Genomic DNA, 22,584 nt, shown 5'->3' on the forward strand with positions numbered 1-22,584 from the left:
GGTGTGCGTGATGAAGATCTTCAGCGGAATACTCCAACCCCACAGCCCCGCAGTGGCAGCAATGAACCCGAGGTAGTGTTGCCCGGCGCGGATGCGCTAGCCGACCTTACTGCGGTGCCTACCAGCCCTGCCCCGAGCCGGGGGCAAACCCGTGATACGCAAGGGTTTTATGACTCGCTGCGAGCAGCGCATATGACCAGTCGTCAGGAGGTCAACGACACCGCCAGCAGCGACACAGCTGACAATCCGAAGCAGAATCCTGCGGCAACACACCCGGCAGATCCCGCCGCAGTGGGGATGCGTGCCGCTGATCCTGGCAGGGATGCCACAGATCCGCGGCCCGCGCTTCGCCCCACTGCAGTCTCTGCTGCGGATGATCACCGCCAGCCGGGTGCACCATCCCCGCACGGCGAAGGCACCTATAGTCGCGCCTATATTGCTGCCGCCGATGAGGAAGATGATGTCGACCGCGTCGCTGGGCTGGTGCTTGCCTCTGACGGGGTGTTGCACACCTTAGACGGCGACCAAGCAAATCAGGGGAATCATCGCAAACCTGATTCGACAACTAGCGAAGCTCATAGCCTGTCGGTGCACGCGCAGCAGGATGCTGCCCCTGGTGTCGCTGGTGCCACAGGTGCGGCTATCACCGTTGCCGGCGTTGCCAGTGCTGCCGGTGCTGCCGGTGCTGCTACCGTGCACAGTGGTGGGGCAGGTGTTGATAGGTCGCGTGGATACAGTACAGACAATGATCTGATTGCTGCGGCGCATACTGACGCAATTGGCGACGACGACCAGGCTGCTGTTGCCGACACCACCAGTGCCACAACTCCTGATGCCAACCTCACCGGTGTGGTTGCAGCACCGCTATTAGACAGTGCAGAAACCACAGGTGCCGAGCAACCAGCCGGTGATGAGGTCGCGGAAACTGACGACACCGCCGGCGAGGACACTACTGGCGGTGGGCTGCCGCTGCGCGGCATCGCCATGGTGCTGATTGCAGCTGGTGTGTTCTTCGGCGCATGGGCATTGATGACCATGGGTGGTGGGGATACCACCGATGATGCGGCCACCACCGCACAGCAGTCCAACAGCACCAATGCCACCACAGGTGCTGCTCGCGGGGGGCAGGCCGCACCGCAGCCAACCCAACCAGGTCAGCCACCAGCCAGCCAAGCAAACACCACCCCAGGTGCCGCGGCACCTCGTGCGGATGAAGCAGCCCCCGGCGAGACTCCCCAGCAGCCGACCACACCGGGTGATCCCGCCCAACCGGCAGCACCGGCACCAGGGCAGCCGGCAACCGCCCCCGGTGCACCAGTCGATCCCGTAGGGATTGCGGCGCAACGACGAGTACCGGTGGCTGTACAAAACAATTCACTGGTCAATGGCTGGGCCAACGAAACCGCAGATCAGCTCGCCAAAGCCGGGTGGACCATTGGGGAAGTCGGCAATCTGCCTGGCTACGCCTTCCCAGAAACCACAGTGCTTTTTACCCCCGGAAACAAGCTAGAGGAAGCAACCGCCGCATCAGTTGCCGCCGAATTAGGGGCAGTGACTGCTGCCCGCGACGGCGATAATCCGGGAATGCCACCGGGGGTAGTGGTGGTGCTTGCCGGCCGGTAACACCCGCTAGCATCCAACAAATCGGTGCACCCCGTAACCGGGGAAACACTGCCCTATTGCGGTTGTGGCCATCGCTGACCAGCATCGGTCGGCGATGGCCACACCTGTCTGCCGAGCAACGTCCCTTAAGCGACCATTTCCCGACCGTCTGCTGTCCCTCCCTTGCGCGGCAGTGGTGCGGTGGCGGCATTTGCACAGTGTGCTGCAGCGATATGTCGACAAACCTGCGGTGGATAGCAGCCTGTGGCTGACAGTCGTGGCGAAAAAGCTAGGTTGCAACCCCCACCGATTCGTTGGGACGCAGGCTTGCTGCATACAATAAAGACCACTTTGCACGGCGCCGGGACATCTTGGGTAGCATCGCCGCGTAGCGCTGCTGCCGCAACGAAGTGTGCGCAATATATCGCTTGCGTGAACAGCGAGTTCGCATCGCCGCCACCAACGCTGCGCAACCAGGCGTGCTTGACAGCCTACGGTTGCCACCAGCGTCGCCTGCCGGGGAACCGGAGTTGGTGCCCAGACAGGTGTGGGGTTAAGGAACCATTCGCGCAGCAGGAAGGCAGATCATGTCGCTTCAATTCAACCGATCGCCGCAACCGACAGTCGGTATCGAATGGGAGATCGCCCTCGCCGATCCCACCACCTATGATCTTTCGCCGCACGCCCCGGAAGTCATTGACTATGTCACCAACCATCACCCGTCGGTGCATATTGAACGGGAGTTTTTACAAAACACCGTGGAACTCGTCACCGGGGTGCATGACACCGTGCCCGCCGCGGTCACAGAACTCGCCACCGGGTTGGCGGCTGTGCAAGCCGGGGCGAAAGCTCACGGGGTGCTGCCATGGTCGGCCGGATCGCACCCATTTAGCGACTGGCGCACCCAACCAGTGTCGTTGAAACAGCCCTACACAGAGATCATTGAACGCACCCAATTCTGGGGTCGACAAATGCTGATCTGGGGTTTACACGTCCATGTGGGGGTGAGCCATGAAGATAAAGTGTGGCCAATTATTGGGGCGTTGATGACTCACTATCCGCACCTGTTGGCGATCTCTGCATCGTCGCCGGGCTGGAACGGCAGCGACACTGGCTACGCCTCCCACCGAACCATGCTCTATCAGCAACTGCCCACCGCCGGCATCCCCTACGGTTTCCACAACTGGGATTCGTGGAGTGACTATGTTGCCCAGCAGGCAAAATCCGGCGTGATCTCCCACACGGGGGCGATGCATTTCGATATTCGCCCGGCCAGCAAATGGGGCACCATTGAAATTCGGGTCTCAGATGCGCCAAGCAACCTCAAAGAGCTGGGGGCGATCGCCGCACTCACGCATTTGTTGGTTATCTACTATGACCGGCAGCTTGACGAGGGTGCCCAGCTCCCTTCCCTACAGGCGTGGCATAACCGGGAAAATAAATGGCGTGCCTGCCGCTATGGGATGGATGCCGAGATCATTATCTCCCGCGACACCGATGAGACATTAGTGACCACTGATTTGCTGCGGTGGCTGACCATTCTGGAACCCTTAGCGAAAGAATATGACTGCGTCGAGGAATTGCGATTTATTGAGCAGATCATCACCGGCGGTGCGGCCTATCAGCGGCAGCGTGCCCGCTATGAGCGCAGCGGCACCTGGGCAGATACGGTCGCGTTGACTGTGGAAGAGATGGCCAACAATCAGCCTTTGTGGTTGCCTGCCGGGAGCAAAGAAGACGCGCAGAACCCAACGCAGGTAACCAATGAGGAACACCGCTAGCGAGAAACGTCGGGCAATCAAACCCCCAACCACCCAAACACCCGGCCACCTGCCGAAGGGAAGATCTCAGCAGGTGGCCGGGTGTGGTCATGTTCAGGTGTTTCGCGCTGCGGATTGGTGGTTTCGCACCACCGCTGCGGTTAAGCGTGCACCGCCTTGGGGGTTGCCACTTTGGTGGGGATGACAACGGGAAGATCCCGGTGAGGGAAGACATCCGCGTCGACGTTATACACCTGGCGGATTGCCTGTGAGGTGAGCACCGCTGTAGGGGTTCCTTGGGCAAGCACCTGCCCGTCGTGGAGGATGATAAGTTCATCGCACACCCGCGCGCTGAGGGTGATGTCGTGAATAGCGACCAGGGCAAGTGCTTGGGAATCGACAGCTCGCTGTTTTACGGTTTGCAACACAAAGAGTTGGCGATGCAAGTCCAATGCCGAGGTTGGCTCATCAAGGAGCATTACCTGCGGGTTGGTGACAAGCATTTGTGCCAAAGCCACCATTTGCCGCTGGCCGCCGGAAAGCTCCCCGAGCTGTCGGGAAGCAATCGCATCAAGCCCTAACTCGTGGATGATCGCAGCAGTTGCCTGCAGCGGATCGGTGGCACTGCGCCGGGCAGGAATCAGCACTGCTTCAAACGCCGACAGTGCCACCCCGTCGGGGAGGCCTTGCGGCACATAGCCTGGCCGATCAGTCACCCCGGTGATTGTTATTTCACCGGCGCTTGCCTGATGCAGTCCAGCAATGGTTTTAATCAACGTTGATTTGCCGCAGGCGTTTGGTCCTAGCAGACCAACGAGTTTCCCACCGGTCAGGGGGCGCACAGTAATGTCGTGCAGCACCTGTCGGTTGCCGTAGCCAACCTGCAGCGAGTCAATGCTCATCGTTACCACAGGTTTCGCCTCCTAGTCAGTACGATCCCGAGGAAGAATGGCACACCCAGCACCGCGGTAACAATCCCGATCGGGATTGCCAAGCCTGGTTTGACCAGCAAACTTGTCGCATGGGCGGCGCACATGACCGCCGCACCGGCGGCCATTGCCGCCGGAATGAAGGTGCGTTGATCTTCCCCGACCAGCATCCGGGCAATATGTGGACCGACCAGCCCGATAAAACCGATAATGCCCGCAAACGCCACGGTGGTCGCGGCAATCAGCGACACGAGAATTAGCACCACGATCCGCAGCCGGGCGACGTTAATACCCATTGCTTGGGCGCGGGCATCCCCCAGTCGCAGCGCGGTGAGCTGCCAAGACAGCATCCAAAAGATTGGCACGGTGACAACAAGAACCGCGGTGAGGATGGCAACCCCCGCCCAGTTCGCGCGAGTAAGCGATCCCATCTGCCAGAACACGATCTGTTGGAGGGCATCCGCGGAGGAATGATATTGCATCAGCGCCAGCAGTGCTTGGAAGAAAAACACCAGCCCGATTCCGAGCAGCACCATCGTTTCAGCAGATGCGCCCCGCAGCACCGCCGCCAACACGATCAGCCCGGTGGCGATCATGGCACTCAGCCACGAGACGATGGCGATGTTGATCTGCGGCTGGGCAACCAAGGTGACATGGGTGACAATTGAGGCAGCGCCACCAAATGCGGCTGCGGCAGAAATTCCTAACGTAAACGGTTCCGCCAGCGGATTGTTTAATATCGTTTGCATCTGTGCACCGGCCAGGGATAGCGCCGCCCCAATGAGGAGCGCCATAACCGCCATCGGCAGTCGCAGCTTCCACAACACGGTGCGGGTTTGCTCATCGATACTGCCCGGTTGCGCAATACCGCGCACCACATCGCCGAAGCTGATCGGTAATGCCCCCACCGAATTGGACACAATAAACGCCACAACAGTAATCACTACAAGCAGCGCAACAATTGTCAGCCGTTTAAGGACATGCCGGCGATGCTGGGCAATCAGTGCTGCCGTCGCCGCTTGCGCGGAAGAGGTGTCCGCCTCGGGGGAGGGGTTCACCGGTGAAGCAGTCTGGTTAGTGGACAGTGTGAGTGACACTTATTTCGCCTCAGCGGTGCTAAAGAAGGTGCCGGCAGCACTTACTGGCGAATAGGTGTCTTGCGACGCCTTCCAGGCAGCAGCAACATCAATGTCGGCGAAGGCTTCCGGGTTCACCCATTTTGCGATCTGCAGCAGCGCAACATAGTTAAACGGCGAGTTGTAGAACTGGTGCCACATGGCGTGGAAGTCACCGGTTTGTACCGCTTGCAGGGTATCGAAACCCGGCTGCAGGTCAGGGCCGGCGTTGACCGAGGCCTGCGCCTGATCAGCGGAAATGTCATACCCTAAGGCGATATAGCCGACCGGGTTGCCTTCCTTGTCCTTCTTAGCTGACCAGTCGCCGCCAGTGGCAATAATGACCTCTGGGTTTTGTTCGATGACCTTCTCTGGGGTCACGGCACCAGATTCACCGTCGAGAATCGAGTCGCCAATATTTTTCCCGCCGGCAGCATTCACCAATTCGGAAATATTGGAGTTATTCCAGGTGCCACAGCAGTCCGAGACACCTGCAGCCCGCCACACGAAGACACTCTTGCCATCCGGGGTGGCTTTTGCCTTGATGGAATCAACGGTTTGCTGCCATTCCTTGTTGAATGCGGCAGCCTCATTTTCGTGGCCAAATACTGCCCCGAAAATCTCCATGGAACGGGTGGTGTTCTCTAGGGGATGCTGCCGGAAGTCGGTGACAATATAGGTCAGGCCAGCATCATCGATTTGCTTATCCAGGCCGGTGGTCTGTGCCGCGTCGTATTGATCCTTGGTAAACAGGATGACATCCGGGTTGAGGCTTACCAGGTTTTCAACAGTCACATCGCCTTTCGCAATGTGGCCGATCTCTGGGAGGGATTCCACTTCCGGGAACTGGTTGACAAAGTGTGTGTAGTAGTCGGGCACATTGGCTTTGAGATCCGAGCCGATTGCCACAATATGTTCCAGCGGATCGGTTTTATCCAGAATGCCGGTGGCGAACACGCCGCGGCCTTCGCCGAGGATGATGCGCTCGGGCAGTTTGTCGAGGGTTACCGTGCGACCAACAATGTCGGTGACTGTGATCCCCTCGGAAGATTGGCTCGTCGTGGTCGAGGTCGCGGAGACACTCGACGAGGTGGAGCTAGTCGACGATGCGGACGAGGTGGATTCTTCCGCCCCGGAGCATCCGGCAAGAGCAAGACCGGCACCAGCTAAGACTGCGGTAGTACGGCGCAACAACGACAACGACATTCATTCCTCCAACGATAGGATTACACAACTTGATGTAGGGAGCATCGCCCAAATGGCGATAAATCCTGCCCTATCTTAGGAGATCCTTATTTAGGTAAGGCAAACATCAAAATGACATAATGCGTGATCCGCAGCGAGAAAATTGCCGATACCCTGCACCCATAGGCAAACCAGAACAACCAAGGCCTGCCCCCGTCTACCCCCGGTTACGGGGAACTGTGGCTCGTTATGGCATCTGGCTTGGTCGGCTTCGCCGGTGCCCGGTCTGCTGGTGCCAGATTGACTCGCCGGCAAACCGTCAAGTGGCTGGCGTGTGCAGTTGCGCCGGGATCATCCACCGAAAGGGGGCAGGCCGCATCAATATTCCCATCCCTGTCACGGTGCATGGTTATAAGCCAAGTATCGGCAATTGGCAACGACGGCTTAAGGGTCAAAAAGTGTGTCTCAAACCGCCGATTTCTACCACCTGAACAGCAATGACAACAAAATAATAAGCCTAGAAAGCTTATTCCCCTCTTTTTTCTCCATAACCCTTGACGGCACCACCACCCCATGGTATAGATCCTGTTGGCTTCAGGGTTATGTCAACCAATCGTCCCCGCTGCAGTATCTGCGGTAACCCCACAAAGAAAAACGGCACAACAACAAAAGGCACCACACGATGGCGTTGTATCCACTGCGGTGCCTCTACAAGTAAAACCCGGCCCGATATCACCGCTCGAACCTGGATGAATGAGTTCATCTCCCACCTGACGAGCAATAAAAGCATCGCCGACATCGCCGCTGCTCGTGGCACATCCCCGAAAACAGTTCACCGCCACTTCCAGCCACTGTGGCTGATCAGCGTGCCCCAACCACACAACCACCCCGTCTACGATCAAATCTTTCTCGACGGAACCTACCTCAACGGCGGCTGTCTCCTCATCGCAGCAACCCGTGACTACGTCCTTGCCTGGCGCTGGTGCAAGCAAGAAACCACCTACGACTACACAACTCATCCGTGATATCACCCCGCCACTTATGGCAGTCATTGACGGCGGCAGCGCCTACACAGCGATGACCTCATGCTGGCCACAGACCCTATCCAACGCTGTCTCGTACACGTCCAACGCAACACACGACGCGATATCACCAGCCGCACACCCCAAGGCACCATCATCTACCAACTCGCACTCCAGCTCACCCGCATCACAACCCGTGAACAAGCCGACCAATGGATCGACTACCTCCACCAATTCACACAAGACTGCAACAGCTGGATGAACGAAAAAACCACCATCACCGACCCCCTCACCGGGAAAAAGAAAAAAGTCTTCACCCATCAACGCGCCCGACGCGCGTTCTACAGGCTCTACCACCTGGCAAAAGACGGCAAACTCTTCGCTTACCTCACCCCCCATCCCAGCGCGAAGAACCCTGAGGCGTTCGCCTCCACAACCAACTGCCTCGAAGGCGGTATCAACGGGCCTTTAAAACTCATCGCCAGACAACACCACGGTAGAAAAGGAGAACGTCAACGAACCAATATCGACTGGTGGCTCCACTTTCGCACCCGAGATCCGCTTGATCCCCACATCATCGCGAAACAACAAAACTGGGGCAAAGACTCACTCGCTAAAGTAGAAACCCTCACCCCAGTCAACAACAACGAAGCAAACCATCAAACCGGACGCCCCGCGCTGTACGACAATCATATCGACATCGAGTACACACACTCCGTCGGGATCAGAAAAGGAACGATCTAAACCCCCACAGCCACCCCCACCCCCAGACACACATTTTGTCCCTTAACCCGCAACGACTAGCAATGAATTAGGTTCGGGGCAGGAAAGGCCTGCTCGCTGCGGTATCTGTCGGATATGCCCTGCGGCGCAATGAGAAAAAAGAAAGAAGCCTTTGCAGTGCAAAGGCTTCTCCGGAATTTTCCTAAAGGGCGCGGACGGGAAGGTGGAAGAGCCGAATTCATCAGGGGGGTGTTGTATCGGCAGTGGCAAATCAGGGGGGTGCAGCCACGCGGAGCTTAGCTCAACGCCATCCAACCTTTGGGGGAAAGGTCTCCCCGTCCGACGCGTTAGTCTTGCGAACAAGACTGAGGCTTATGTTATCCCCTTAGGCAAGACTGCGGCAACATAGTGTGTAAGAACTCACAAATCACTCCCCAAAATGCGCTAGGTAACGCTTGCGACCTGGACATTTAGAAGCCGGGTGATGCACCAATTCGGGGGTATGGGCAACGATGATGGGCTGTCAACATCTCCCTTTGTGTAAGCCGCTTGCTGCAAACCTTTACCCACCGGATTGGATGATCACAGCCTTCCTTGGCGTGCCGGAGAACGCAAAGAGGTATCTACGACAGCCGCATTCTTTGCTGTCCATGACAGCTGGCGGGTGATCACAGTGTGGGCACTGCTGCACCAAGTCGCCCACTGGAATACCTGTGACATAACGGTGCTTTGTACACAACACAACAGCCGATCATCAGTAGGTGATGATCGGCTGTTGTCTTCACGTTGGGGGGGTGACCGGGTCCGTTAGGCGCGGGGACGCAAAAATTCGGAACGCACGAGGGGGGAATCGTGCCGTGGAGCTGGGCTCGACACTGCCCGGTCGCAGCTTGCGCCGTAAACGGTGCAAACTATGAGCGCGGAATGAGGGGGATATCCGTCACTCACAGAAAGAAACCTTAGTTCCAGGGTCGGGTCTTGCATAGGGTTTGCACTCGTAATACCAATTTTTTGCAGCTCAGCGCCACTGTGGATACCCACTTTCGTGGGGGTCAAATGGCGTTTTTGGCGTTACAACATGTCCACCTTGCTCGAAGAAACTGCGCACAACTTGCGCAAAGTAGCGCATATTGCGCACATTTCGTGCGCAATGTCACGAAGGAAGTTCTTATCCTGCTCCCGCGGCGAGCCCTGGTTTTTCATCTCGGGGGTGCTACCGGTTGGAATCACACCTCGTATCCATCTGGCAGCGACAGATCCGCGCCGTGGGTAGCAATCACCTTCGCATACCAGTCAAATGATGCTTTCTTCTGCCGGGCAAAACTGCCATTGCCTTGATCATCCCGGTCAACATAGATAAACCCGTAGCGTTTACTCATCTCCCCGGTCGATGCGCTCACCAAGTCAATCGGCCCCCAACAGGTAAAGCCCAGCACGTCGCAACCATCGATAACAATGGCATCTTTCAACGCCTGCAGATGGTCGCGTAAAAATCGCATACGCTGCGGATCGTCAATACTGCCATCCGGATTGACTGTGTCCTTGACACCGATTCCGTTTTCCACAACAAACAGCGGTTTTTGGTAACGATCCCAAATGTCATTGACGGTGGTGCGCAGCCCCAGCGGATCAATCGACCAGCCCCAATCGGAATACTCCAGATAAGGGTTTTTTACAGTCGTAAACAGATTGCCGGACATCTGTTCTGCTGCAGTGCTGCTGTCGGCGGTGGTGCGCGAATTGTAGTAGGAAAACGAGATGAAGTCGACAGTATGCTCGGCGAGAATTTCGGCATCACCGGGTTCCATCACCGGCATAATGTTGTTTCGTTCCAAATAGCGCAGTGCATAGTTTGGGTAGGCGCCGCGGGACTGAATATCGATAAAGAAATACGAATCCCGATCTACCTGCTTTGCTGCCCACACATCTTCCGGGCGGCAAGAGAAGGGATACGCCACCCCGGCGGCGAACATGCAGCCGACCGCGAAATTTGGATCAATCTCATGCGCCAACTTGGTAGCTAAGGCACTAGCCACCAATTCGTGATGGGCAGCCTGATATTTCACTGCTTCTTCATTGTCGCCTGGTGTAAAGACCAGGCCGGCACCTAAAAATGGGGCGTGCATGATCATGTTGATCTCGTTGAAGGTGAGCCAATATTTCACCCGTCCGGCAAAATGGGTAAATAGTGCCTGACACAGTTGGAGATAGTGGTCGATCATCTGGCGGCTGCGCCAGCCCCCGATGGTGTCAATAAGATGCACCGGACAGTCAAAGTGGCAGATGGTGACCAACGGTTCGATGCCGTGGGCGCGGCAGGTGTCGACGATCCGGTCATAAAACGCGAGTCCGGCGGCGTTTGGGGTGGTTTCTTTACCGGTGGGGAAGATGCGTGTCCACGCAATAGAGAAGCGATACACGCCACAGCCCATCTCGGCTAACAGTGCAATGTCTTCTTCCACATGGTGATAGTGGTCAACCCCAAGATGGGAAGGATAGTGTTGTGCCGGATCCAGGCTCAGCGAGGACAAATGTCCGGTGATCACTGCTTCGCGGGCACTACCGGCAGGGCAAAGGTCAACGTTGGCAAGACCGCGCCCGTCTTCGTTGAATCCGCCTTCAAATTGGTTGGCGGCGGTTGCCCCACCGAAGAGGAATCCGGTCGGAAATGGTTGTGCAGCTCCTGTGGTTGCGACAGATGACATGGTGAAAACTCCTGGTGTGGTTGAAAATATCGGGCTGTGGATGTGGTTGCACTATCGTGCTGCGGGATCAGTGGGGGCAAGTACCTTGTGAGGGCTCATCGGTGCCGGTGCACCCGCAGCCCCTGCACACCACTGGCTGCTCGCCAGTGGCTATGCAGTGACAACTGCGGTAGATAAACCTCAAGTTGCTGCTGTCAGTATGCGCCCCACGCCCGGTGATTGGTATCTGGTGTGCTCGACTGGCAGGTGCAGATGGATTGTGCTTGGGCGTTTCTCTGCTAAGTGCCCCACCGATGTGCCGATGTGCCGGTGGGACGGTGGGACGGGAGCACCCAGATTCCGGTGCTTGCTAGCTACCGGTGTTTTCCGGGGCGCTTGCTTCTGCGAATGTGCTTGCGGCATGGAGCAGTGCTTGTCCTGGCGTGACTGTCGCACCACTGGTGACTTGTTCAGTGACAGCAGTAAATCGCTGATGGTTGACAACTACAACCGGTGTGTCGCTGGAATAGCCCCGCTTGGCAAGCAGCTGCAGATCAACCTCGATAAGTCGCTGTCCTAAGGTGACTCGGTCGCCTTTGGCAACTAGTGGATGAAACCCATCCCCGCGCAACTCTACGGTGTCCAGACCGATGTGAATGAGTAGCTCGGCGCCGCTATCGGCGGTGATACCGATGGCGTGACCGGTAGGAAACAGGGCACTGACTGTGCCGTCGACGGGACTGACTACAGTGCCGTCGGTGGGGCGGATCGCCACACCGGCCCCAAGTTTGCCGGAGGCAAACACCGGATCGGACAATGCAGTCAAAGCAAAGACTTCACCGGCAAGAGGGCTTGCAATAGTGGTGGTGGTAACCGTTGGCTTGGAGGCAACTGTTGGCTTGGTGGCAACTGTCTGTTTTGTGGCCACCTGGGTTGCCCCGGTTGTGCCGTCAGCCACGGCGGCTGTGCCATGCTGAACCTCAGCGGGCGCACTTGCCGACTGTGGCATCGCTACAGTTGATGCTTCGCTGGTTGTGGCGGCAGATGCTGCTGGTCGATAGAACACCATCGTCAAGACGAAGGCGACGATCATGGTGATGACGACACCACTGACGGCGACAATAATATTGCCGTTGGTGCCATCAGGGTTGATCATGCCGGGGAATTCGAAAATCCCCATGCCACCCATGATGAATTTGCGGAAGTTCATCGCCCCATAGAAGGCGCCACCGATACCGCCGGCGATACAAGAGATCACGAACGGGGTTTTCAAAGGCAGCAAAATCCCGTAGATCGCCGGTTCGGTCACGCCGAAAATCCCGGAGATAAAGTTCGGCATGCACAGCTTTTTGATGGTGTCATCCTTGGTTTTGAAAAACACGGCCAGCACCACCGCAGAGGTGGCGAAGGTGCAGGCGAAAAACGGCATCATCACATTGTCGTAGCCGTTGACCACAATGTTGTTGATATATACCGGAATAAATCCCCAGTGCAGGCCGAAGATCACTAGGATCTGCCAGGTGGCGCCGACGACGAGTCCGGCTAACAGTGGGGAGAAGTCCCGCAAAGCAATCACTGTGGAGGCAATAGCGTTCGCGCCGAACGATGCCACCGGCCCAATCAGTAAGAAACCAAGCGGAACTGCGACAAGCAGCGTCAACATTGGAGAGAAGAAGAACTTCACCAAATCAGGCACATATCGGTCGAAGAATCGGGCAAGTTTTGCAGCTACCCACACGACGAAAATCACCGGGATCACCGTTGAGGTGTAGTCCATGGCGATCACTGGAATGCCGAAGAAATCAAGATAGACATCGGCAGCAAAATCGGTGCCGGCAAACACAGTCCGTATTGCTTCACGTTCTCCTGACAGGCTCGAGGCTTGGATGGCTGGATAGAGCATGCTTACCCCGACAGCCAGGCCGAGCATGGGTTTCAGGCCAAACTTTTTCGCAGCGGTAAATCCGAGGAACACCGGCAGGAAGAAGAACATGCCATCGCCGACGGCGTTAAATATCTGGTAGGCGCCGGATGTGTCGGCATACCATCCGAGGTGGCTAAACAGCAGATTGAGGCCTTTGATCATGCCGCAGGCGGCCATCAGGCCAAGGATTGGTTGGAAAATCCCGGAAACAATATCGACAAACCGGTGCAACAGGTTGCCGTCCGCTGGGGCAGTGTCTGCGGGGGAATCCTCGTCGGAGAGCTGCGGCAACAGTGGCATGACTTCCGCGTAGACGTCAGCAACCTGGTTGCCGATGACCACCTGATATTGTCCCCCGGAGCGCATCACTGTCACCACCTCCGGGAGGGCTTCTAGGGCAGCAGTGTCGGCGATTGACTCGTCTTTGAGTTGAAACCGCAGGCGGGTGATGCAGTGTGTTAAGGAGGCGACATTATCTTTGCCGCCAACAAGTGCCACGATCTGTTTCGCGGCAGGTGCGTAGGTACCCATCATTGTCCTTTTCTGATGAAACAATTTGGGTCGGATGCGGTTAAGCCACCAAGGTCACAGCAGGTGAATCCTGTGGTGTTACTTCCCGCAACGGTGAATGATGTTGCAGTGTTGCAGGTGGTAGCCACCCAGCCCGGCGGAGCAGCAACCTTCCGGCAGCCCTAGGGCGGGCTGGGATCGGTGGTGGATGCCGGCTCGGTGGGGGCTTGTTGGATCAGGCGCGCTAAATGAATCGCCAGATACAAGCCTTCAGCTTCCTCAACGTGGAAGTCGTAGGTTGCCAGCAGGAAGAGTCGAATTTTTTCACTACAGGCACTAATCCGTGGATGAGTGGTGGTGATCTCTTCCAGCATCCGCTGGGCATGTGCTTGGCTGGTGCCCAGCGGTAAGGATTCGTTGCGAACCAGCCGGCGGATAAAAAACTTCAAGTGGGTGATGAAACGCTGATAGCTCAAGGAGGAAGGATCCAGGCGCAGCCGCAAGTCTTGTTCGACAAGTTTGGTGACTTCCCGAATCACATGGGTGATCTGGCTGACTTCCTCTGGCTGTTCGCCATTGCTCGCGTTGATGATGTGCAGTGCCACAAATGCGGCCTCCGCATCAGTGAGACGCACCGCGAACTGTTCGTTGACCAGGCGGACAGCAAGCAGACCGGCTTGGAATTCTTCCGGATAAAATTCGGCAAGCTCCGCAAAAAGCAGCGGCGGCAGTTCATTGCCGTGCCGGGCACGGTGGAGCGCCCCTTGCAGATGATCAGCAAGCGGCAGCAGCACATTCGTTGTCATAAGGGTGGGCAGTGCTGCTGCGGCCACGTCGAGCACATGCTGGGCGATCGACAGCAGTTCGGGATCGATTGCTGCCAAGACGGCAAGTGCGTGGGGATCCTCCCGCACCGGGGTGCGCTGGCCGGCAAGAGAAAATAGCTTCTCAATTTTGGTCTGGTCGACCGGGCCGCCGACTGTCACCCCAAATCCGACGCCTTTGCCGGTGACGATCGCTTCCTCGCCGCGACGGGTTGCGACAACAACGGCATTGTTGTTGAGGCGTTTGATAACCTGCATCGGGGGCTTAAGGGTCAAAAAGTGTGTCTCAAACCGCCGATTTCTACCACCTGAACAGCAATGACAACAAAATAATAAGCCTAGAAAGCTTATTCCCCTCTTTTTTCTCCATAACCCTTGACGGCACCACCACCCCATGGTATAGATCCTGTTGGCTTCAGGGTTATGTCAACCAATCGTCCCCGCTGCAGTATCTGCGGTAACCCCACAAAGAAAAACGGCACAACAACAAAAGGCACCACACGATGGCGTTGTATCCACTGCGGTGCCTCTACAAGTAAAACCCGGCCCGATATCACCGCTCGAACCTGGATGAATGAGTTCATCTCCCACCTGACGAGCAATAAAAGCATCGCCGACATCGCCGCTGCTCGTGGCACATCCCCGAAAACAGTTCACCGCCACTTCCAGCCACTGTGGCTGATCAGCGTGCCCCAACCACACAACCACCCCGTCTACGATCAAATCTTTCTCGACGGAACCTACCTCAACGGCGGCTGTCTCCTCATCGCAGCAACCCGTGACTACGTCCTTGCCTGGCGCTGGTGCAAGCAAGAAACCACCTACGACTACACACAACTCATCCGTGATATCACCCCGCCACTTATGGCAGTCATTGACGGCGGAAACGGCGCCTACACAGCGATGACCTCATGCTGGCCACAGACCCCTATCCAACGCTGTCTCGTACACGTCCAACGCAACACACGACGCGATATCACCAGCCGACCCCGCACACCCCAAGGCACCATCATCTACCAACTCGCACTCCAGCTCACCCGCATCACAACCCGTGAACAAGCCGACCAATGGATCGACTACCTCCACCAATTCACACAAGACTGCAACAGCTGGATGAACGAAAAAACCACCATCACCGACCCCCTCACCGGGAAAAAGAAAAAAGTCTTCACCCATCAACGCGCCCGACGCGCGTTCTACAGGCTCTACCACCTGGCAAAAGACGGCAAACTCTTCGCTTACCTCACCCCCCATCCCAGCGCGAAGAACCCTGAGGCGTTCGCCTCCACAACCAACTGCCTCGAAGGCGGTATCAACGGGCCTTTAAAACTCATCGCCAGACAACACCACGGTAGAAAAGGAGAACGTCAACGAACCAATATCGACTGGTGGCTCCACTTTCGCACCCGAGATCCGCTTGATCCCCACATCATCGCGAAACAACAAAACTGGGGCAAAGACTCACTCGCTAAAGTAGAAACCCTCACCCCAGTCAACAACAACGAAGCAAACCATCAAACCGGACGCCCCGCGCTGTACGACAATCATATCGACATCGAGTACACACACTCCGTCGGGATCAGAAAAGGAACGATCTAAACCCCCACAGCCACCCCCACCCCCAGACACACATTTTGTCCCTTAACCCGCATCGGGGCTCCTTCGAGATTTCGTCATTTTGGGGTGGAAATGCGAAATGACCTGCCCGAGAACACTGGTCTGTTCGTCCGGAAGGGGCGATACAATCCAGCGCACAGCTGCAGGCGTGCACGCGCACGAGGTGTAAAACCCGGTGCGGAAACACCGTCCAAGCTGTGCTGTGTACAGCGATCGAATACTTTTCCCCAGGTGTCGACTGGTTCGTCGCCTTTGCGCGGCGGGAACCTTAGCAACCGTGCGGAATGGTTCGAAAACAGCACACAGTGTGGCAGGTCAAGCTGGCAAGCTTCAGCGATCTGAAGCGCCATCACTATCCTTGTAGTTGTCCTCACGCTAGCACTATCGCCGTGATGAGCGCAATAGCCGTCGGTGTGATGTGAGCATCTCGTGGATTGGGGGATGGGTTTGCTTGCAGGTTCCCCGATGCAGCGTTCGCGGGACGGTCAGGGGAGTGGATTTGGCACATGGTGGGGTGGTTGGTGAAGGGGGGAAGGTAGCGGCAGGGGGATCGCTGCTGGTGGGGATAGTTGATCGGGGTAGGGTCGCTGCACAAAGCTGTGCAAACCATGCCGAACTAAGCGGTTCACTATTGCGGGAAAAAGGCTGCTAAAGCAGCGCAGCTACCCCCGGCAACCAGGATGTTTTTATTCAGTTTAGCTTTGGACTACTCTGTCTAGTCATGGCTGAATATCCGGCGAAACGTGATCTGCTTGCCGCCCTCAAACAACGGGTGGTGATCGGCGACGGTGCTATGGGCACCCAGCTGCAGGAATATGACCTCGATGTGGAGCAAGATTTCCTCGGCCACGAAGGCTGTAATGAGGTACTCAACCGCACCCGTCCCGATGTGGTCGCCGCCATTCACCGCAGCTATTTTGCGGCCGGCGCCGACCTGGTGGAGACCAACACCTTCGGCTGTAATCATCCAAACCTCAACGACTATGGGATTGCCGACGAATGTCGAGAACTTGCCCGGTTGGGGGCACAGATTGCCCGCGAGGTCGCTGACGAATTCGGCCCCGGTGACGACGGTATTCCCCGGTTTGTGGTCGGCGCCCTAGGTCCTGGCACGAAACTCCCCTCGCTGGGTCATGCCCCCTTTGGGTTGCTGCGCGACTACTACCAGCAAGCAGGTCTTGGCCTGGTCGAAGGTGGTGCGGATGCGATTCTGATCGAAACCGCCCAAGATCTTTTGCAGGTCAAAGCTGCGGTTCACGGGGTGCGGGCAGCATTTCAAGAACTCGATCGGCAACTGCCAATTTTGGTGCATCTCACCGTAGAGACCACCGGCACCATGCTGGTGGGTTCTGATATCGCCGCCGCCTATACTGCTGTTTCTGCCCTGGGCGTGGACGGTATCGGGCTCAACTGTGCCACCGGTCCTGATGAGATGAGTGAGCATCTGCGGTATCTGTCACAAACGTCAACCGTGCCAATCAGTGTGATGCCAAATGCTGGCCTGCCCGAACTTGGCCCCAATGGGGCGGTGTATCCGCTTGCGCCAGCAGGTCTTGCTACCGCCTTGGGGAAGTTTGTCACCGACTATGGGCTGCGCCTGGTGGGCGGCTGCTGCGGCACCACCCCGGAACATATCCGACAGGTCAAAGACGTTGTCAGCACCCTCACCCCGAAAACCCGGGACACAAGTGCAGGTACCATCCCCGGCGGCTGCGTGTCATCGCTCTATGCACAAGTACCACTCACCCAAGACACTGGTATTACCCTCATCGGGGAGCGAACCAATGCCAACGGCTCTAAAGCCTTCCGGGAGGCGATGCTGGCCGGCGACATGGACACCTGTATCGACATTGCGAAAACCCAATCCCGCGACGGTGCTCACCTCTTAGATCTGTGCGTCGACTATGTTGGCCGCGACGGGGTGGAAGACATGCGCCGGCTGGCGCCGCTGATCGCCACCGCCTCCACGCTGCCGGTGATGATCGACTCGACGGAACCTGCCGTCATTGAAGCCGGATTGGAATGCTTCGGTGGCCGCTGTGCTGTGAACTCGGTGAACTTTGAAGACGGCGACGGGCCGGATTCCCGCTACCGGAAAATAATGGATGCAGTTGCCCGCCACGGCGCTGCTGTTGTTGCACTGACCATCGACGAACAAGGACAAGCCCGCACCCGGGAAGATAAAGTCGCCATTGCCTCCCGGCTTATTGACGACATCACCGGCACCTACGGTCTGCAGCAGGAAGACATTATTGTCGACTGTTTAACCTTCCCGATCTCCACCGGCCAGGAAGAAACCCGCCGCGACGGTATTGAAACCATCGAAGCGATCAGGGAACTGAAACAACGCTACCCGCGGGTGCACACCACCCTTGGGCTGTCGAATATCTCCTTTGGACTCAACCCTGCCGCCCGGCAAGTCTTAAACTCGGTATTTCTTCACGAAGCGATCGCGGCCGGCCTTGACTCGGCGATCGCCCACTCGTCGAAACTCTTGCCGATGAACCAGATTGATGACCGGCAGCGTGAAGTCGCCCTCGACATGGTGTGGGATCGTCGCCGTGACGACTATGATCCACTAGCTACCTTTATGGAATTGTTTGCCGGAGTCGATGCGAAAGGGGCAGCCGATGCACGGGCGGAAAAACTCGCCGCCATGCCGCTGGCCGATCGTCTCGCGCAGCGGATTATCGATGGGGAAAAACACGGACTGATCGAAGACCTCGATCTTGCCCGCCAAGAAAAAGACCCGTTGGCCATCATCAATCAAGACCTCCTGCGCGGCATGCAAGAAGTCGGGGAACTCTTCGGCTCCGGGAAAATGCAGCTGCCCTTTGTGCTGCAGTCCGCTGAAACCATGAAACTTGCAGTCAGTCACCTAGAACAGTTCATGGCGGCAGAATCTTCCGGCAGCAACAAAGGCACCGTGGTGCTGGCCACCGTCAAAGGTGACGTCCACGATATTGGGAAAAACCTTGTCGACATTATCCTGTCGAATAACGGCTACGATGTCGTCAATCTGGGAATTAAACAACCCATTGCCACGATTTTATCCGCCGCCGAAGAGCACGCCGCCGATGCGGTAGGCATGTCTGGTCTGCTGGTGAAATCCACCGTGGTGATGAAAGAAAACCTGCAAGCCATCAACGAGGCAGGGCGATTCGATATTCCAGTGATTCTCGGTGGGGCGGCGCTGACCCGCGGCTATGTGGAAGATGATCTCACCAAGGTCTATGAAGGTGACGTCCACTATGCCAAAGACGCCTTTGAGACCCTTCGCCTCGTCGACGAGATTATGGCGGAAAAACGCGGGCACACCACCGATCAGGACAACCCTGAACTCGTCGCTCAAGCGCAGCAGCGGGCTGCCGACCGGGCTGCCCGAGCGGCGCGCCGGGAACGGGCAAAACAAATTGCGGCGAAACGGAAAGCGGAAGCCGCCCCAGTGGAAGTCCCGGAACGTTCCGCGGTGGCGGCTACGATCCCGCGTGCAACACCACCATTCTGGGGAACCCGAGTGGTCAAAGGGTTGCCGGTGAGCGAATATTTAGCGAATTTGGATGAGCGCGCCCTGTTTATGGGGGTGTGGGGTTTGAAAGGCACCCGTGGCGGGGATGGTCCGACCTTCGATGAGCTGGTGGAAGAAGTTGGTCGCCCGCGGCTGCGGGGCTGGCTCAACGAGCTGAAAGCGGAAAAAATCTTAGACCATGCGGCAGTGGTGTACGGCTATTTCCCGGCGGTCAGCGAAGGGGATACGGTGCATCTGCTCACTGAGCCGGATCCGAATGCGCCGATTCGAACCAGTTTCACCTTCCCCCGCCAGCAGCGGGGCAGGCATCTGTGTATTGCTGACTTTATTTTGGATCAAAAGCAAGCCCGGGAAACTGGCCAAGTGGATGTGTTCCCGCTGCAGCTTGTCACGATGGGGAATCCTATTGCTGAGTATGCAAATCAGCTGTTTGCGGCCGAACGATACCGGGAATATTTAGAGGTGCACGGGATCGGTGTGCAGTTGACGGAGGCGCTAGCAGAATATTGGCATTCCCGGATTCGCAAAGAGCTCGCTTTGGACGGTCAGGAAATGGTTGGTGACTATGATGCGGTGGATCCGAAACGGTTCTTTGATCTGGACTATCGGGGCGCCCGCTATTCCTTCGGCTATGGCTCCTGCCCGGATCTTGCGCCGCGCCGCACTGTGGTGGAGCTGCTTGATGCGCAGCGTATCGGGGTAGAGATCTCGGAGGAGTTGCAGCTGCATCCTGAACAGTCGACAGATGCATTTGTGCTCTACCACCCGGAGGCCAAATACTTTAACACCTAGCATCGTCGTAATAAGACCAACAGCAGCGCACAGGACTGGTTCCTGGCGCTGCTGTTTGCGTATCCCCTACTGCTGCTGATGCTGCTGGTGGTGATAGATCCTTACTGCTGTTGGTGATGGATCGCTGCTGCTGTACTGATTGGTAAGGCACAGTTTTTTTGGGGTGTGGTACCAGCGTGCCGGTCGGGTGATGCTGGTCAGGCTCGGCGGGTGCCTGAGGGTTGATCTGGGAAGGTGCCAGAGGGTTGATCTGGGACACATTGGGCAGAAGGGGGCTGCTAGACCGATTTGTCTATTAAGGGCTCACTGTTGGCGGATGATTATTTACTGTTGCCAGACGGATAGCGGGGCGGGGATTGATGTGTTTTTTGGTGGGTGTCCTGCGCTATTCGGGGGTGATAAAGGGGGAGTGATTGGCGGGGGAGGTTTCCGTATTGACGCAGGTCGCTGTGGTATTGCTGTTACCTAGACTGCTCTGTCTAGACTTGAATGGACTGAGCGGTCTATATTTCCTAGCTATGAACAACGCATCACTGCTACACCGCCCCACCCGGCGGGGAAGCGGACAACGAACCCTCCTCGCTATCCTTGCTGCAATACTGCTCGTCGCCGGTGGAATCATCATTTTCGACAACACACGTGCTACCGCCGAAACCAGCAACACCATCACCTATCTTGACCAAGCCAACTGGACAACGCTCTATCCACCCAATGCGGGCTACTATCCCAATGGCGGCATCGTCGGCAACATCACCGACCGGCTGCTCTATCAGGACCCCGAAACCCTTGAACTGTATCCGTGGATCGCCACCGACCTCCCCGAGATCAACGCCGATGCCACCGAATACACCTTCCACCTTCGCCCCGGGGTCACCTACTCTGACGGCAGCCCGTTAGATGCTGCCAATGTGGCGAAAAACTTTGACCTCTATGGGCTGGGCGATAAAAGCCGGAAGCTGTCAGTAAGTTCACAAATCAGCGGCTACTCGCACAGCGAAGTTATTGATCCGCTCACCGTAAAATTCTATTTTCACAGCCCCGCCCCCGGATTCCTGCAATCGACCAGTGCAATTAACTCCGGACTGTATAGCAACGCCACCTTAGACCGCAGCCTTGACGAATTCGGTCCCGGCAACGCCCTTGCAATCAGCGGATCAGGGCCATATGTCATCACCGGGGAAACCATCCGCAAACAAACCGTGCTCACCGCCCGGGAAGACTACAACTGGGCACCCCCAGTATTAGCGAAACAAGGCAAAGCCGACATCGCCCAAATCACCGTCATCGCCACCCCGGAATCCGCTGTCCGGGTCGGTGCCATTGTGGCCGGTCAAGCCGACATTATTCGCACCGTCGATGCGCCGATGGAACAACACCTGCTGGCCAAAGGCATCGACATAGTTTCGGCAAGCACCCGCGGCACGAATAACGGTTTTCATCTTCGCTTCCGGCATCCACTTCTTGCCGATATTCGCGTGCGGCAGGCAATCACGTTGGGCATTAATAGGGACGAGATTTTAACGACCCTGTTCTCCCCGAGCTATCACCGCGCCGATGGGGCTGTTGCACACAATGCACCCGGCTTTGTGGATCTGCGCGCCCAGCATCCCGAATGGTTTGCCTACGACCCTGACCGGGCAAACCAGCTGTTAGATCAGGCCGGCTGGCGTCGTGGGGAGGACGGCATCCGGGTGAAAGACGGGCAGCGTCTCTCCTTGCAAGTCTCCTATGCGACAGTGATGCCCCGCAGCCGGGATGTCATCACCAAAGCGAAGGAACACTTATCCCGCATCGGCGTTGAGATCAACCCCTACTCCGGGGACAACACCGCCCAAACCGTCGCCTCCAGCGACATCACCAAAATCCAAATCTCCCACTCGGTATTTGGCCGCGCCGAACTGGACGCCATGAAAAGCCAATTTTCGGCCGACAATGTGAACAAAATTCTCAACGGTCTGCCCGACGGCACCGTCGGCGACCAGCAGCTGGAAGATCTGCTCCAGCAGATTGCTTCCAGCGCGCAAACAGCTGATCGGATGGCGGCAAGCGCCGCCGCCCAACAGCGCCTGCTCGCCGAAGCCTATTTCATACCACTGTTTGAAGAACCACAGGTGTATGCCGTGGCGCCGAAGATCAGCGGTTTTACCACCGAACCCGTTGGACGCCCCAATTTTTATCTGCTGCACAAGCAGGAGGGATAGTTATGTCGAATCTGCCTCAGCAGCACTCACACCACACTTCGCTGTTGCCACCAGAACTTGGGACGCCGTCGCCGGTGGCTGTCGCGGCTGCCTCCCCGGGGCAAAGCAACGCAACGCCGAACCCCGCAGCAGCAGACAGCAATTCCACCGACCCGGACACATCATCG

10 protein-coding genes and 2 pseudogenes are annotated in these 22,584 nt (G+C 57.1%); 6 read left to right on the forward strand and 6 right to left on the reverse strand.

Annotated elements, in window-relative coordinates; all coding sequences use genetic code 11:
- Positions 1-3: 3 nt before the first annotated feature.
- The gene (locus tag CCHOA_RS01235) at positions 4-1,623 is read left to right on the forward strand and encodes a LytR C-terminal domain-containing protein (RefSeq protein WP_164472337.1); all 1,620 of its coding nucleotides are present in this window, start codon (positions 4-6) and stop codon (positions 1,621-1,623) included.
- Between the two features lie 566 nt (positions 1,624-2,189).
- A pseudogene (locus CCHOA_RS01240) lies at positions 2,190-3,314 on the forward strand (glutamate--cysteine ligase); the annotation flags it as partial.
- 209 nt (positions 3,315-3,523) lie between these two features.
- Here CCHOA_RS01240 and CCHOA_RS01245 read toward each other — a convergent pair.
- The 3 genes from CCHOA_RS01245 to CCHOA_RS01255 are packed head-to-tail and all read right to left on the reverse strand — an operon-like array spanning position 3,524 to position 6,612.
- A complete protein-coding gene (locus CCHOA_RS01245) occupies positions 3,524-4,264 on the reverse strand; it encodes an ABC transporter ATP-binding protein (protein ID WP_123930596.1) in 741 nt (246 codons plus the stop codon).
- A 2-nt stretch (positions 4,265-4,266) separates the two neighbouring features.
- The gene (locus tag CCHOA_RS01250; protein ID WP_206425806.1) at positions 4,267-5,349 is read right to left on the reverse strand and encodes a FecCD family ABC transporter permease; all 1,083 of its coding nucleotides are present in this window, start codon (positions 5,347-5,349) and stop codon (positions 4,267-4,269) included.
- Between the two features lie 39 nt (positions 5,350-5,388).
- The gene (locus CCHOA_RS01255) at positions 5,389-6,612 is read right to left on the reverse strand and encodes an ABC transporter substrate-binding protein (protein ID WP_123925954.1); all 1,224 of its coding nucleotides are present in this window, start codon (positions 6,610-6,612) and stop codon (positions 5,389-5,391) included.
- A 581-nt stretch (positions 6,613-7,193) separates the two neighbouring features.
- Between CCHOA_RS01255 and CCHOA_RS01260 the strand changes: the two are divergent.
- A pseudogene (locus CCHOA_RS01260) lies at positions 7,194-8,357 on the forward strand (IS1249 family transposase).
- A 1,205-nt stretch (positions 8,358-9,562) separates the two neighbouring features.
- Here CCHOA_RS01260 and CCHOA_RS01265 read toward each other — a convergent pair.
- The 3 genes from CCHOA_RS01265 to CCHOA_RS01275 form a co-directional block, all read right to left on the reverse strand.
- Positions 9,563-11,041 carry a 6-phospho-beta-glucosidase gene (locus tag CCHOA_RS01265; protein WP_123925956.1) on the reverse strand — a complete coding sequence of 493 codons (1,479 nt, stop codon included), beginning with the start codon at positions 11,039-11,041 and terminating at the stop codon, positions 9,563-9,565.
- Positions 11,042-11,390: 349 nt separating this feature from the next.
- On the reverse strand, positions 11,391-13,478 hold the full coding sequence (locus tag CCHOA_RS01270) for a beta-glucoside-specific PTS transporter subunit IIABC (RefSeq protein ID WP_245992160.1): 2,088 nt from the start codon (positions 13,476-13,478) through the stop codon (positions 11,391-11,393).
- Between the two features lie 158 nt (positions 13,479-13,636).
- Positions 13,637-14,554 (reverse strand): PRD domain-containing protein, encoded by a 918-nt coding sequence (locus CCHOA_RS01275; RefSeq protein WP_206425807.1) that lies wholly within the window; start codon positions 14,552-14,554, stop codon positions 13,637-13,639.
- Positions 14,555-14,701: 147 nt separating this feature from the next.
- On the opposite strand from CCHOA_RS01275, the gene CCHOA_RS01280 reads away from it, so the two are divergent.
- The 3 genes from CCHOA_RS01280 to CCHOA_RS01290 all read left to right on the forward strand — a co-directional run bounded on the left by CCHOA_RS01280 (position 14,702) and on the right by CCHOA_RS01290 (position 22,417).
- On the forward strand, positions 14,702-15,877 hold the full coding sequence (locus CCHOA_RS01280) for an IS1249 family transposase (protein WP_123925960.1): 1,176 nt from the start codon (positions 14,702-14,704) through the stop codon (positions 15,875-15,877).
- Positions 15,878-16,616: 739 nt separating this feature from the next.
- Entirely contained in the window at positions 16,617-20,216 is a 3,600-nt protein-coding gene (gene metH, locus CCHOA_RS01285; protein ID WP_123925961.1) for a methionine synthase, read from the forward strand.
- Between the two features lie 518 nt (positions 20,217-20,734).
- Positions 20,735-22,417: a TIGR04028 family ABC transporter substrate-binding protein gene (locus CCHOA_RS01290; RefSeq protein WP_123925963.1), complete on the forward strand. Its 1,683-nt coding sequence runs from the start codon at positions 20,735-20,737 to the stop codon at positions 22,415-22,417.
- The last annotated feature ends 167 nt before the right edge of the window (positions 22,418-22,584 follow it).

Origin of the sequence: Corynebacterium choanae (assembly GCF_003813965.1) — a bacterium.
Lineage (GTDB): Bacteria > Actinomycetota > Actinomycetes > Mycobacteriales > Mycobacteriaceae > Corynebacterium > Corynebacterium choanae.